At 46.2% G+C, this 12888-nt stretch carries 13 protein-coding genes; 8 read left to right on the forward strand and 5 right to left on the reverse strand.

Features of this window, described 5'->3' with window-relative positions; genetic code table 11:
• Window positions 1–22: 22 nt before the first annotated feature.
• Window positions 23–1036 carry an RluA family pseudouridine synthase gene (locus tag KQI_RS0123490; RefSeq protein WP_010349326.1) on the forward strand — a complete coding sequence of 338 codons (1014 nt, stop codon included), beginning with the start codon at window positions 23–25 and terminating at the stop codon, window positions 1034–1036.
• A 75-nt stretch (window positions 1037–1111) separates the two neighbouring features.
• Here KQI_RS0123490 and KQI_RS0123495 read toward each other — a convergent pair whose 3' ends face one another.
• Window positions 1112–1966 carry a hypothetical protein gene (locus tag KQI_RS0123495; protein WP_010349327.1) on the reverse strand — a complete coding sequence of 285 codons (855 nt, stop codon included), beginning with the start codon at window positions 1964–1966 and terminating at the stop codon, window positions 1112–1114.
• Window positions 1967–2530: 564 nt separating this feature from the next.
• On the opposite strand from KQI_RS0123495, the gene speD reads away from it, so the two are divergent.
• Window positions 2531–3337, forward strand: a complete 807-nt coding sequence (gene speD / locus KQI_RS0123500) for an adenosylmethionine decarboxylase (RefSeq protein WP_010349328.1) — start codon at window positions 2531–2533, stop codon at window positions 3335–3337.
• A gap of 222 nt (window positions 3338–3559) precedes the next feature.
• Complete coding sequence (locus tag KQI_RS0123505) at window positions 3560–4978, forward strand: NAD-dependent malic enzyme (protein ID WP_010349329.1); 1419 nt, start codon at window positions 3560–3562, stop codon at window positions 4976–4978.
• Between the two features lie 85 nt (window positions 4979–5063).
• On the opposite strand, the gene KQI_RS0123510 is transcribed toward KQI_RS0123505, so the two are convergent.
• Together KQI_RS0123510 and KQI_RS0123515 are read right to left on the reverse strand one after the other, a co-directional pair.
• Window positions 5064–5744, reverse strand: a complete 681-nt coding sequence (locus KQI_RS0123510) for a protein kinase family protein (RefSeq protein ID WP_010349330.1) — start codon at window positions 5742–5744, stop codon at window positions 5064–5066.
• A 93-nt stretch (window positions 5745–5837) separates the two neighbouring features.
• Window positions 5838–6587 carry an HAD family hydrolase gene (locus KQI_RS0123515; protein ID WP_010349331.1) on the reverse strand — a complete coding sequence of 250 codons (750 nt, stop codon included), beginning with the start codon at window positions 6585–6587 and terminating at the stop codon, window positions 5838–5840.
• A gap of 277 nt (window positions 6588–6864) precedes the next feature.
• Between KQI_RS0123515 and KQI_RS0123520 the strand changes: the two genes are divergently transcribed.
• From KQI_RS0123520 to KQI_RS0123535, 3 genes are all read left to right on the forward strand, one after another.
• A complete protein-coding gene (locus KQI_RS0123520) occupies window positions 6865–7722 on the forward strand; it encodes a hypothetical protein (protein ID WP_010349332.1) in 858 nt (285 codons plus the stop codon).
• Window positions 7723–7834: 112 nt separating this feature from the next.
• A complete protein-coding gene (locus KQI_RS0123530; RefSeq protein ID WP_010349333.1) occupies window positions 7835–8590 on the forward strand; it encodes a threonine/serine exporter family protein in 756 nt (251 codons plus the stop codon).
• Between the two features lie 20 nt (window positions 8591–8610).
• Window positions 8611–9060: a threonine/serine exporter family protein gene (locus KQI_RS0123535; RefSeq protein ID WP_010349334.1), complete on the forward strand. Its 450-nt coding sequence runs from the start codon at window positions 8611–8613 to the stop codon at window positions 9058–9060.
• Window positions 9061–9151: 91 nt separating this feature from the next.
• On the opposite strand, the gene KQI_RS0123540 is transcribed toward KQI_RS0123535, so the two are convergent.
• On the reverse strand, window positions 9152–9673 hold the full coding sequence (locus tag KQI_RS0123540; RefSeq protein WP_010349335.1) for a GNAT family N-acetyltransferase: 522 nt from the start codon (window positions 9671–9673) through the stop codon (window positions 9152–9154).
• A gap of 175 nt (window positions 9674–9848) precedes the next feature.
• Between KQI_RS0123540 and KQI_RS0123545 the strand changes: the two genes are divergently transcribed.
• Together KQI_RS0123545 and KQI_RS0123550 are read left to right on the forward strand one after the other, a co-directional pair.
• A complete protein-coding gene (locus tag KQI_RS0123545; protein ID WP_010349336.1) occupies window positions 9849–10604 on the forward strand; it encodes an MBL fold metallo-hydrolase in 756 nt (251 codons plus the stop codon).
• Between the two features lie 68 nt (window positions 10605–10672).
• Window positions 10673–11761 (forward strand): M24 family metallopeptidase, encoded by a 1089-nt coding sequence (locus KQI_RS0123550; protein ID WP_010349337.1) that lies wholly within the window; start codon window positions 10673–10675, stop codon window positions 11759–11761.
• Between the two features lie 145 nt (window positions 11762–11906).
• Here KQI_RS0123550 and KQI_RS0123555 read toward each other — a convergent pair whose 3' ends face one another.
• Window positions 11907–12866 carry a sigma-70 family RNA polymerase sigma factor gene (locus tag KQI_RS0123555; RefSeq protein ID WP_241763996.1) on the reverse strand — a complete coding sequence of 320 codons (960 nt, stop codon included), beginning with the start codon at window positions 12864–12866 and terminating at the stop codon, window positions 11907–11909.
• Between the last annotated feature and the right edge of the window lie 22 nt (window positions 12867–12888).

The following is a 12888-nucleotide window of genomic DNA, read 5'->3' on the forward strand; positions in this document are numbered from 1 at the left end:
TACCAAGAAGGAGAAAGAATCCATGAACAATCGAAAACCCCAACGAAAAAATCGTACAAAATCAACGTTTAACTCAGGTGGCTCCAAGCGCAACCACACATCTGCCGGAAAACCCGGCTCACATAGACCGGAAGCACAAGGCAAAACGAGCACGCTTGATAAAACACCTGCAAAAACATACATCGTACAAAAGCCTGCTGAGTTGTTGAGCTTTTTGGTAGAGCATGTCACCGGCATGGGGCGTAATTCCATTAAATCAGCGCTTGCTCGGGGACAGGTGTCTGTAGACGGCGTGGCACGCACAGTGCACAACTTCCCGCTGGAGCAAGGTCAGACCGTCACACTCTCCAAGGAAAAAATCGCTCCCGAGGTACCGCTGACCGGCCTGCGCATTTTACATGAGGATGAGGCCATCATCGTCATTCATAAAGATGCCGGGCTGCTGTCCGTCGCCTCTGCACAGGAAAAGGAAGTGACAGCCTACCGCCAGCTTACGGCCCATGTGCGGCGAGAACATCCGTACAATCGTATTTTTGTGCTGCATCGCTTGGATCGTGATACATCAGGAGTCATGATGTTTGCCAAAAGCGAAGCCATACAGCAGCAAATGCAGCAAGCGTGGAAGGAAGTGGTGTATGAACGAACATACATCGCTCTCGTAGAAGGACAGATTAAAAAAACGGAGGGTACGATCTCCTCATGGCTGAAGGAAAGCAAGACGCTGAAAATGTATTCCAGTCCATATCCGAATGACGGGCAGCACGCGGTCACTCATTACAAGCTGCTTCAGGCCAATCGGCATTTTTCCTTGCTGGAAGTACGTTTGGAAACCGGACGCAAGAACCAGATTCGCGTACATATGGAGGATATCGGTCATCCGATTGTTGGAGATAAAAAATACGGCTCCAAATCCAAGTCGATCGGCCGTCTCGGTCTGCATGCGCGAGTATTATCATTTGTTCATCCCGTCACCGGGGTCTTGCTGCGTTTTGAATCCGACACGCCCAAGACCTTTTTGAATCTGTTTCGGGAGTAACATTGTACAGGGTAGACAGGGATTGAAGGGAGATATGAAGGGGAAACTTGGGGCTGAACGAGATAGCCCCAAGTTTTATTGATAAGCGGTATACTTCCGAACACCGTCAGCCATTTTCATCAGCTCATCCCATATATAAATGGGAGTATTGCATATTGGACAATTTAGCCAACCGATTAAATAGGGCAGATGGCTTGGAAGCTTGTTTTCTTCGATTTTCAGAGCATACTCGTATAGCCATTGTACATCGGAACCTCTGTGATCCAATAAACCGGGGTGAATCGGATGGGGAATCAGGCTGTTTGAATGCACAGGATCTTTATCGTAAACGATCAGGGTATCACTTTGTTCAGCAGGCCAAATATAGAGCGGAATACCGCAATGTGGACAATCCAGCGTATATTCGTCACCTGTATCGAAACTTTGAAGCATATAAGCTATACTACGATAGCCTTGAAAGGCGGCAGCAGCAGCCAAAACATAACGTTTACCTATATTTCCCTCGTGTTCTTTCGCATAAAGCACCATTTCTTCAGTCATCTGTGCAAGTCGGACAATGGCATGTCGATATTGCTCATAAATATATTCAGCCACACTAGAATCCACTTCTATCTGATCCCTTGCAAATTCCAGTGGAACTTTGGTATGTAAGGGATTGTAATTTTTCGCTTCGAATATTCCGCAAATGTTATATATATCCGCACGAATACCTACATCAGAACTGTTTAACGCAATGTCTACAAGGTAGGGTACGGCTGCAAATGTACAAGTATACAACGTGTTTTGGTGATACAGTTCCTCCCAATACAAGGTGTCAGCTATCTCGCCGTCATATCCGGCTTGGAGCTGGTTCAACATTTCCGGAACGTATTGAGAAGAACCGTAAGGGCCTTGGAGCAAATTCCAGACCGGATCGGACAAAGCCAGCATCTTGATACTCCTTCCACCGTTTTTCTTACAGTAACATAGGCTAGGGTTGTACAGTTCCTTTTACGATCAACATTCATTTTAACTTCATAATTCTTAGCTTCTTACGTTTATTCCATTATACGCATATGATTAGCTGAAGTTGCTTTTCTTGTTTTATGCAATATACAAAATCACTGTTCCGAGGTCTATAATCATATTCGGTTAAGTTTTTAATATTGTGAAGATGACATATGCTTTTTGAACGTTAAAAAATGAAGTGTACTTGGAATGAGCAGCCACTAACCCGGATTTTCTGTTTTACTACGAGTCCATTGTTTATTCTGTTCCAAAAACAGAACAATAAATCCTCTGGCGTACCATTTTTCCACACTTGAGCGGAGGAACATATAGCCTTTTTCCTCATGTGCATACTCAACATTATAAATCCTGTTACTTAAAAATCACTGAGGAAGAAATAAAGTATATACATAGCTACAGAACTGAACTGATTTGATGAATCGGTATATGAAAAGAAACGTTGGGAATATTATGTATGAATACTGCGACCATAAGGGGAAATAGCCTATGACCATCACATCGGAACAGCGGATTACCCTGCACGGATTTAACAATCTGACCAAATCATTAAGCTTCAATATGTATGATATCTGTTACACCAAAACCAAAGAAGAACGTGAAGCCTATATTGAATATATTGATGAACAATACAATTCGGACCGGCTGACAGCTATCCTGAAAAATGTATCCGACATTATCGGCGCCTATGTGCTCAACGTGGCCCAGCAGGACTATGTTCCTCAAGGAGCAAGCGTAACAGTGCTTATATCGGAAGGGCCTATTGTGGAGGTGCCAACTGAATCATACGCGGAATCCCCCGGCCCTCTGCCTGACTCTGTCGTAATGCAACTGGATAAAAGCCATATTACTGTCCACACCTACCCGGAGTATCATCCAGACGAGGGGATTAGTACGTTCCGAGCAGATATTGATGTCTCTACCTGTGGAGAAATTTCCCCGCTGAAGGCACTCCATTATTTGATCCATTCTTTTGACACGGATATTATGACGATTGATTATCGGGTACGCGGCTTTACGCGTGATACGCATGGACACAAGCTGTTCATTGACCATGACATCGCCTCCATTCAAAACTATATCCCTGACGAAGTGCACAGTGAGTATGACATGATAGACGTGAACGTGTATCAGGAAAATATTTTTCATACCAAATGTAAGCTAAAGCAATTCGATTTGGACAATTATCTATTCGGGTATACCAAGGAAAGTCTGAGCGTGAGCGAGCAGCAAAACATATCAACACGCCTCAAAACTGAAATGGACGAAATTTACTACGGTAAAAATATGATGTGACCCGATAAGGACGAACGCTTGGGCTGAATATAGCCGGGCTTTTGTCCTTTTTTGATACAAAGTTATCGATATCTTACAGCTTTATCTGTACAAGTGGGAGAATGTTCAATATGATAGGGGAAGAAACCACTAATTTGAAATATCAACAGCTTGCTTTAAGCGCGCTACCGATTGTAAGCGCAATCAATTGATTTTGTTATGCAACATAAAGGAGGAATTTGTATGCAAGGCGGTATTGGCGGTAAAAACATCATTTTACGACTGGAAATTTCCACCGAGCACATCCAATTTGGTCAATTGATTACGCTGGTAAACGAACATGGCGGAGATGTAATTGCGATTGACGTCATTCGTACCTCTGAGAACGTCACTGTGAGGGATATTACGGTTACCATTGCCGATCCAGCAGAAATCGACCGAATGATTGCAAGGATCAAAAAAGCGCAAGGCGTAAAAGTATTATCCATCTCTGATCGTACCTTTCTGCTGCACCTTGGGGGTAAAATTGAAATGCAGCCCAAGGTGCCGATTCAGAATCGCGACGACTTGTCCCGGGTATATACCCCGGATGTGGCACGTGTATGCATGGCCATTCATGAGGAGCCGGACAAAGCCTTTCGCTTGACGATCAAGCGCAACACGGTTGCCGTCGTCTCTGACGGAAGCGCCGTTCTCGGGCTGGGAAACATCGGCCCCTATGCAGCCATGCCGGTCATGGAAGGCAAAGCTATGCTATTCAAGCAGCTCGGTTCCGTTGATGCCTTTCCGATTTGCCTGGATACGCAGGACACCGAGGAAATCATCAAGGCCGTTAAGCAAATAGCCCCTGCTTTTGGCGGCATTAATCTGGAGGATATTTCGTCACCACGTTGCTTTGAGATTGAGCAGCGGTTGCGTAATGAGCTGGACATCCCTGTTTTTCATGATGATCAGCACGGCACAGCTGTCGTTCTATACGCAGGCCTGATCAATGCACTCAAGGTCGTCGACAAATCACTGTCCGATGTAAAAATTGTCGTGTGCGGTATCGGGGCGGCGGGTGTGGCCTGCACCAAGATTTTGCTATCGGCAGGAGCCGTCAACATCATTGGCGTAGACCGTCACGGAGCGATTACAGCAGATGAGTCCTATGAGAATTCGATGTGGAACTGGTATGCCCAGCATACCAACCCCGAACGATTGTCTGGCACGCTGTCCGAGGTTCTGAAGGACGCTGACGTGTTTATCGGTCTATCGGCAGGTGGAGTGCTGCAACGAGAAGACGTGAAGCGTATGAACAAGGCTCCTGTGCTCTTCACCATGGCTAACCCGGTTCCCGAGATTGCGCCAGAGGACATCGAGGATATTGCAGGTGTCATCGCCACAGGACGTTCGGACTATCCGAATCAGATTAACAATGTGCTTTGTTTCCCCGGTATTTTCCGGGCAGCACTCGACTGCCGTGCCCGTGAAATTAACGAGGAGATGAAGTTGGCGGCAGCAGAAGCCATCGCAAACACCATCCGTCCCGAGGAATTAAACAAGCTGTATATTATTCCCGGTGTCTTTAACGAGACTGCGGTTCAGCGGGTACGGGAAATGGTCATTAAAGCAGCCATTGCGAGCGGTGTTGCCAGAAGAGTGCCCAGAGATTTCAGATAAAAGAAAAGGATTGCTCCCTTTATTACGGGTGCAATCCTTTTTTTGCAAAAAATTTCAGGCGCTAAACGGGTTATCGCAACAACTGTTATGATCTCCATTTAGAGAACAATTGACTGGCCCGCTGGGCAAACTCCTCCAGATTGAAGCTGGAGTTATCCAGCCTGTAATACCACTTTTTGATCGTATCCAAAATCCAGGACGGGACTTTAACCCCCGCTATACCTGAATAAAACGTGTGATACGCCCATACCAGATGCTCCCATCGTTTGTCATCGCCTTCCTTGACGTATTCGGATACATCCAATACCTTGGCTCGTCCATCTTGCATCAGCACATTCTTGAGGTGAATATCACGCGGGTTCAATCCCTTGGATCGGACAAATTCCCTCGCCTCTTCCACATCCAGAATGACCTGCTCCGGCACCGGAATCCCTTGCAGCAGACAATCTAGCAGCGTAATGCCGGATTCATAGCTAATAACAATGTATTTATCGCCCTTCCCGTAATAATGAGGAAAAAAATTGGACCCCTGCAAAAGCTCATATACATGGGCCTCCGCATCTTTTTTCTCGATCGCCATGTCTGAGTACACCTTGAACGCGTATCCGGGTAATGAATCAAGTGTAAATACGGCCGCATCGGTTCCGATGCCAATACAGCGGACGTCCTGAGCGACTGTTTTAATAGTAACCGGGTCATTATCCTCCGTACTGTAAACGGTCACTTGACGTATGATGTCGTCTGCTTGTCTCCATTGTTCAACCATGTGCGACCCCTTCCTTCCCTGTTCTATACCACTTCAAATGAGGTTAGACATATGCCGGATAAGTTGTATTACGGGTCATCCTCAGGAACGGATTCAGAATGATGCAGGATTTGTTTGGGAACATGGCAGCAGTAATTTCTTCAAATCCGCATAGCTGGACGCTGTTTCATAGGCTCCCAACACGTCAGATTCCGGGGGTGCGTTCCTGTGATTGAACCAGATCGTCCGCCAATTCGCGGCTGTAGCTCCCGCCACATCATTCCGCCAGGAATCCCCAATATAGCAGCAATGCTCTGCCAAGGTTCCTGTCCGCTCGTTCACCACTGCAAAAATGCGTGGATCAGGCTTGGCATAGCCAACTGTTCCAGAGACAAAGATATGCTCTGGTGCAACATGATTTTCCAGCGCCATTGCCTTGATCTTGCTCATCTGGTGCTCTTCAAGACCGTTCGTAATCAAGCCGACCAAATATCCAGCCGAGCTCAATGCATCCATTAAGGAAGTTGCTCCTTCAAAAGGCTCTATCCGATACTGACGATCCAAGTATACTTTTTGAACATGTACTGCTTGCTCATGGGTGATATTTACCCCGAATTCCTGTAAAGCCAGGACGAAACGCCTCTCCCTCATATCGTTCAATTCACCCGGTCCTGCCTTCCCCTCCAATAGTCCTCCTTGGGCCGATAATAGATCACTATAATAGCGGATACGATGATAGGCTTCCTCATAAGGAAAACGCTCACTTAATCCTAATACTGTACGCAGCGCGTCGCGTGTAGGGTGCAAATGATCATACATGGTATCATCTACATCAAAAAAGACTGCCTTCTTTTGCAAATCCATATACCCACTTCTTTCTGTAAAATCTTTGGATGACGCTCATCTTCACCTTGTCCTGATATTATACCCGCTCACCTGTTGCGTTGCACCCTGCCCTTTCACACCTTGTCTACCGCATTCACGCTTCACAGCTGCCAACATACACTGAAAAGACCACACACAGGTAAAAGGTCACATTTTTGTTAAAGTTCTATTATACATGTTTACATTTCGTGTGAAATCACGTAACTTTTAGGGATGAACGCTTTACGGATGTACTTGGAAAAGGGAGGCATACACGATGAATTCCGGTTCTGACCTAGCCTATGGATCAGCTACACCTTTGATTGAGGCACTTATCGAATTTGAACAGGAGCTTGAAGCGAACCGGCATTCTCTGGGTTTTGATTTGGGACTGATTATGGAGCAGGGCCCGGCACCCCGATATATGGCTACACCGCCAGATGTCATTCCGTTTGCCCATGCAGGCGTGGACGGAATACATTATGGATTTTTAACCGATTTTGGACTTGAAAAGGATCTTTTATGGGCTCCCATTGTGTGCGTATCCCCCGTTGATTGGACAGGTGTATGGGTGGTTGCCCGTCATCTGCAGGATTTTTTAAGCGTGGTTTATACGGAAAATAGTTCATTAAAACGGTACTTCGCCAACGGTGAGGACTATTCTGGACATATGGGTCAGCGAGTGCCTCAGGCTACAGATGAACGTACTCTGTTTGTACACGAGTGCTTTCGGGAACGCTTCGGTGTCCAGCCCATTCGGGATATGGCTGTCTACATCGACAGTTTGCGATTGGAACGGAAGCAAAATGAAGCGGCTCCTACGTTGAACGGCTTGGGCATTCGGAGATTTCCTACTGTAAAGCATCATTCTTCTAATGCAGAAGGTGCCCTTTTGAGCGTGGCAGAGCCCTTCCATTGGGAGCAGCAAGGTGAAGCTGTGCGTGAGTTATTTCGCAGCGGATCGTATGAAGCCAGGCTGGCCTTTATCCGGGATGCCCAGACACAGCATCTGTTCACCCATTCCACCCTTCGTGCTTTTGTAGCAGGACAACTTAAATCTATGGGCCTGTCCGAAGCCGCAGCATATTTGGAAGAGTCCTATTATACCGTTATTCCGGATACGGTGGAATCTTAAACGAATTCTTGAATTTCCCCAACATCACCGCCTCTGAAAAGGCGGCTTTTTGTGCTACAATAAATGAAAATAATAGGGTCAAACGACCCAGTACGCATGAAAGAGAGCGAGCATGAATAATCATTCCTATCCTACTCCTGAGATCGTCGAGGTTTGTCTGTTGGCCGGCAAACTCATGATGCAAAATGGAGCCGAAACCTATCGCGTCGAAGACACAATGTCCCGCATTGCCTTGGCCTACGGTATACCCGAGTCCCATAGCTATGTAACACCGACCGGGATTTTTTTTGCCATTAACAACTCGGAGCCTGCCAAACTCATCCGCATCGTAGAGCGGACCACCGATTTGCACAAGGTGACCGAGGTGAATTCCATTTCACGTAAAATCAGCACAGGTAACCTGTCTCCCCGCGATGCCGTAAAGGAGCTTTCGGAGATTGGATGCGGTCCTCTCCGCTATTCCAATCGTGTACAGCTGGTAGCCGCGGCTCTGGCTAGCGGTTGTTTCATGATTATGTTTGGTGGAGTCTGGCGAGACTTTCCCGCAGCCTTACTGTGTGGCGGTATTGGCTTCGCATCCGTGCAATATTTTCACAGGCTCGTTAAGGTTAAGTTTTTCTCAGAGTTTTCCGCATCTTTTTTGATCGGCTTGCTGGCGGCTCTGCTTACGATAGCAGGCTGGGGGCAGATGATGGACAAAATCATTATTGGCTCTGTCATGCCACTGGTGCCAGGCTTGTTAATTACCAATGCCATCCGTGATTTAATGGCCGGACATCTCGTTTCGGGACTTTCCAAGGGTGCTGATGCATGCCTGACGTCTTTTGGCATCGGGGCTGGCGTTGCAGTTATCATTACGTATATGTGATTCGGAGGAGATTCAAGCCTATGCTTGCACAATTATTCACAAGCTTTATTGCCACCGCTGCTTTCGGCATTCTTTTCCACGCTCCCCGGCGCTCGCTGCTGCAATGCGGCTTTGTCGGAATGCTGGGCTGGCTCGTCTATTATGCGACCACAGACAGTATGGGGCCTGTGACCGCCAGCCTTTTGGCTACAGCCTTGATCGGCATTGTCAGTCAAGGCTTTGCGAGACTGTATAAAATGCCTGTGATTATTTTCAGCGTGGCAGGCATGATTCCACTCGTTCCAGGGGGCATGGCCTATAATGCCATGCGTCAGTTTGTACAGCATAATTATCCCCAGGCACTGGAGCTGGCCATAAGTACATTGATGATCGCAGGGGCCATCGCTGTCGGGTTGGTGTTATCTGAAGTAATCAATCAAATTTTTCGCAGCATACGTTTTAGACCCCACATTAAAAAGCAATCAAAATAGGCTGCTTCCAAAATCACGCACCTTTCAGTGCATGAGCCTTGGAGACAGCCTTCTGTGTTAACTATCTTTGCACGTTCGTTTGTTGTTCCGGTTATCCCTCTACATCATCCACTCGTCTACCCAATATTGCCAAGTCCCGCTCAACGTTATCCAGTATGGCAACACGCGGATAATAACCCCACTGTTCAAATCCAAACTTCCGCAGCAACGCAATACTCGGCTCATTGTGACCAAATACAAATCCCAACAGCGTTGTAACACCAAGTCTTGGGCATTCATGCAGCATATGCTGGACCAGACGACTTCCAGTTCCGGTTCCACGGGAAGCTTCATGAACATAAATGCTGATTTCTGCCGTACCGTTATAAGCTGGACGCCCGTAAAAGGATTGAAGACTGCCCCACCCGGCAATGCCCCCTTTTTGCCTCAAAACCCACAACGGCCGATGGTTTTCCTGATGAGCTTCAAACCACGAAATACGGCTTTCCACTGTCACCGGCTCCAGATCTGCCGTGACCATTCGACCTGCGATCGTAGAATTATAAATGTCCACAATATCGGGAAGATCCTCCCTGAGTGCAAATTCAATGGAAAAAGATTGTTCCTGATTCATTGTTCATATCCGCCTCCACTAGTGGTGATTTATTCATTGTACAAGACAAGCGGCGGAACAGCCATATCGAGTTGTTTTTGCGGATTAGACACAAAGGGTTCTATAATAGAATTTAAGACGTGCAACAACATAGTCAACCCATTTAACAACATGAGACAAGGAGGTATGCTTCAGAATGCAAAGGATTCTGGGGCAGCTTAATATGAATATTGGAACTCAAATCTTGATTCTGGAAGTACCTATGGAATCCTTTTTTGGAAAGACGACCATTTATCCTGTGCTGCTCAAGGATGAGGACGGACTTACGCTGATTGACACAGGGATGCTCGGCCAATTGGAACCATTGCGCAAAGCTATTGCTGATGCGGGGGAAGATATCAACCACCTGAAGAGAATTATTTTAACACACCAGGATATTGACCATATCGGGAATGTTCATGCATTGCTGGACTTGCTGCCGAATACGGCTCTGCTGGCTCATAAAGATGACGTTCCTTACATGACAGGGGAAAGACCGTTTGTGAAGCTGACGCCGGAACGGATAAATTTGATGGATACTGCGCTCAAGCAGCAAGCCGAGGATATGATTCGACGCCTGCCAGATTTGCGCTTTGCTCATATTCTTGAGGACGGCGAACATCTGCCTTATGGTGGAGGAGTACAGATTATTCATACTCCAGGCCATACACCAGGGCATATCAGCTTGTATGTACCCGCGCAAAAGCTGCTTTTGGCAGCGGATGAGCTGCGTGTAGTCGAGGGTGAACTGGTTGGCCCGGCTGAATCGGCTACGCCGGATATGCCACTGGCCTTGAAGAGCCTAGATAAACTGACTGTATTGGATGCTGAGAAGGTACTCTGCTACCATGGTGGTTTTTATGATCGGAATGTGCAGGCTCGCCTCCAAACATTAAGTCAGGAACGAGGATAGATGATTCAAAGCTACAAATCGTTGTGCATGAAGAGCTATAATGAATAAATAGAAAGGAATGAATCTAAATGAATGATAAAATAACCCGGCTGTATGATGAACTGAAGTCACAAGTATGGGACGGCCTACTCGTAACTGATCCCAAGCATATTTACTACCTGACAGGCTTTGCCAGCGAGCCGCATGAACGCTTTCTCGGCCTGGTACTGCTTCGGGATCAAGAGCCAGAACTGATTGTACCTGCCCTGGATGCAGAGGCCGCCCAAGCGGCTTCTTCCGTAACCCGCATATCCACCCACACCGATACGGACAATCCATATGATCTACTGCGCCAACGCACAGGCAGCGGAGTGAAAGCCTTCGCACTGGAAAAGGAACACGTCTCTGTTCTCCGTTACGAACAACTACATACTGCCATTGGTGCCGCTCAATATGTGGATCTGGGTCCTGTACTTCAAGAAATGCGTGTGCGAAAAACTCCTGAGGAAGTAGAGCGACTCAAACATGCCGCCCGTTTGGTGGAAGATGCTCTTCGTCACGGCCTAACCCATGTACGTGAAGGCGTGACGGAAGTCGAGCTGGTAGCCGAAATCGAATACCAGATGAAAAAAATCGGAGCAGACGGTCCGTCCTTCGACACCACGGTGCTGTCTGGACACAAAACAGCGCTCCCTCATGGTATTCCAGGCACCCGCAAGCTGGAGTACGGCGATCTGCTTATGTTTGATATGGGCGTATATTCCAATGGCTACGCTTCGGATATTACGCGTACCTTTGCTTTCGGAAAGCTGTCGGACGAGCTGGAAACCATTTATAATACGGTTCTCCGCTCAAATGAAGCCGGCATTGCTGCCATTCGCCCGGGAGTATCCTGTGCATCTGTAGACCAGGCTGCGCGGGCTGTTGTTGAAGCCGCTGGATACGGACCCGCCTTTAACCATCGCGTTGGGCACGGCCTTGGCATGAGTGTTCATGAATATCCATCTGTACATGGAGGCAATAATGACCTGCTTCATGAGGGCTTCGTATTCACGATAGAACCGGGCATCTATGTGCCAGGTCTCGGCGGTGTACGGATTGAAGATGACGTTTTGGTTACCTCTGATGGTGTAGAGGTATTGACCTCTTTTCCAAAAGAGCTAACGATGCTGGGATAAGTTTGATTTCTTTTTTCATATTAAAGCTCATGCTTAAAATGCATGGGCTTTTTTCCCCTTGATCCTAGTACTCAATAAAAATACGCTTTATTTTCCTTATTTTATCCCGAGAACAGTTGTGATTTGTGTATAACTTTGCTATAATTCAAATAGCTAATTTCGCTTTTTTGCGGATATAGTAAAGAACCCGCTTTGAATACTTTGAAATATCATAGCCGGATATTTCAAGTGCATCTTGAATGTCTGTAACATTCAAGACTTGTTTTTGCTCTTTACTCATCTCTACAATTAAGTCAATTTCATTTCTGTATTTGGATTGTGTTTCGATTTGAGCATTCTCTGCATCCTGTTTTTGTTTGTCTATTTTGTTCCTGATGCGTGTTAGTGTCCTGCTAATTGTCATCGGGTACACGTGGAGTATTTCAGAAATCCGGGAGTTATTAGCTCCTTGCATAATTAAGCGCATTACCGTTTTTTCGTGTTCTGTAAATAGAGAACTACATAACAGTTGTTGAACATAAACCCTATTAATTACATGCTCATCGATGTTACTTTGTGAGTTGTCTGTAGCTTCAAAGTTATCTATGGATTCAATATGTTCCATTGCATCACTGAATTGAGCAACTTCTCTGTACCGCTCTATAGGAACTTGAAGTAACTCTGCCATTTTTTGCTCACACGGCCTGTAGCCTAGTGTGTCTTCAATTTCTACCATCCTTCGGATCATATCAATAGCTCCCCGACTAAGTCTTACCTCTTGTGAGTTGCTATATAATAATTGATTAACCTCCCATAAAATAGGCCTTACTACATACGTAGTAAATTTAATTCCTCGATGAATATCAAAATCCTTGAGTGCCGTTAGTAATCCTATACATGCATGCTGGTATAAGTCGTCTTCAGTAACCTTAAATTTCATTTTTAGCTCTTCTATACTTCCCTTATATCGCATAATAATCGAAAACATAAACTTCCGATTCTCTTGCAGAAATTCTCCAAGAAGGTCTTTGTTCTCTTTACAAGCACAGATCAGCTTTATATTATGCATATCCTTCACAGCAGGTTTTCTTAATTGTACATACGTATCACTGAGCAATTCGTTCACCCCGTTTTCTGCCGATATCAGT

It is taken from the genome of Paenibacillus peoriae KCTC 3763, from assembly GCF_000236805.1.
In the GTDB taxonomy this organism is placed as follows: domain Bacteria; phylum Bacillota; class Bacilli; order Paenibacillales; family Paenibacillaceae; genus Paenibacillus; species Paenibacillus peoriae.

What these genes read in the sequence shown, in the direction of transcription:
- KQI_RS0123490 (WP_010349326.1), top strand. Translation starts at nt 23, where the DNA reads ATGAACAATCGAAAACCCCAACGAAAAAATCGTACAAAATCAACGTTT.
- KQI_RS0123530 (WP_010349333.1), top strand. Translation starts at nt 7,835, where the DNA reads ATGAATAATCATTCCTATCCTACTCCTGAGATCGTCGAGGTTTGTCTG.
- KQI_RS0123510 (WP_010349330.1), bottom strand. Translation starts at nt 5,744, where the DNA reads ATGGTTGAACAATGGAGACAAGCAGACGACATCATACGTCAAGTGACC.
- KQI_RS0123550 (WP_010349337.1), top strand. Translation starts at nt 10,673, where the DNA reads ATGAATGATAAAATAACCCGGCTGTATGATGAACTGAAGTCACAAGTA.
- KQI_RS0123545 (WP_010349336.1), top strand. Translation starts at nt 9,849, where the DNA reads ATGCAAAGGATTCTGGGGCAGCTTAATATGAATATTGGAACTCAAATC.
- speD (WP_010349328.1), top strand. Translation starts at nt 2,531, where the DNA reads ATGACCATCACATCGGAACAGCGGATTACCCTGCACGGATTTAACAAT.
- KQI_RS0123515 (WP_010349331.1), bottom strand. Translation starts at nt 6,587, where the DNA reads ATGGATTTGCAAAAGAAGGCAGTCTTTTTTGATGTAGATGATACCATG.
- KQI_RS0123535 (WP_010349334.1), top strand. Translation starts at nt 8,611, where the DNA reads ATGCTTGCACAATTATTCACAAGCTTTATTGCCACCGCTGCTTTCGGC.
- KQI_RS0123540 (WP_010349335.1), bottom strand. Translation starts at nt 9,673, where the DNA reads ATGAATCAGGAACAATCTTTTTCCATTGAATTTGCACTCAGGGAGGAT.
- KQI_RS0123520 (WP_010349332.1), top strand. Translation starts at nt 6,865, where the DNA reads ATGAATTCCGGTTCTGACCTAGCCTATGGATCAGCTACACCTTTGATT.
- KQI_RS0123505 (WP_010349329.1), top strand. Translation starts at nt 3,560, where the DNA reads ATGCAAGGCGGTATTGGCGGTAAAAACATCATTTTACGACTGGAAATT.
- KQI_RS0123495 (WP_010349327.1), bottom strand. Translation starts at nt 1,966, where the DNA reads ATGCTGGCTTTGTCCGATCCGGTCTGGAATTTGCTCCAAGGCCCTTAC.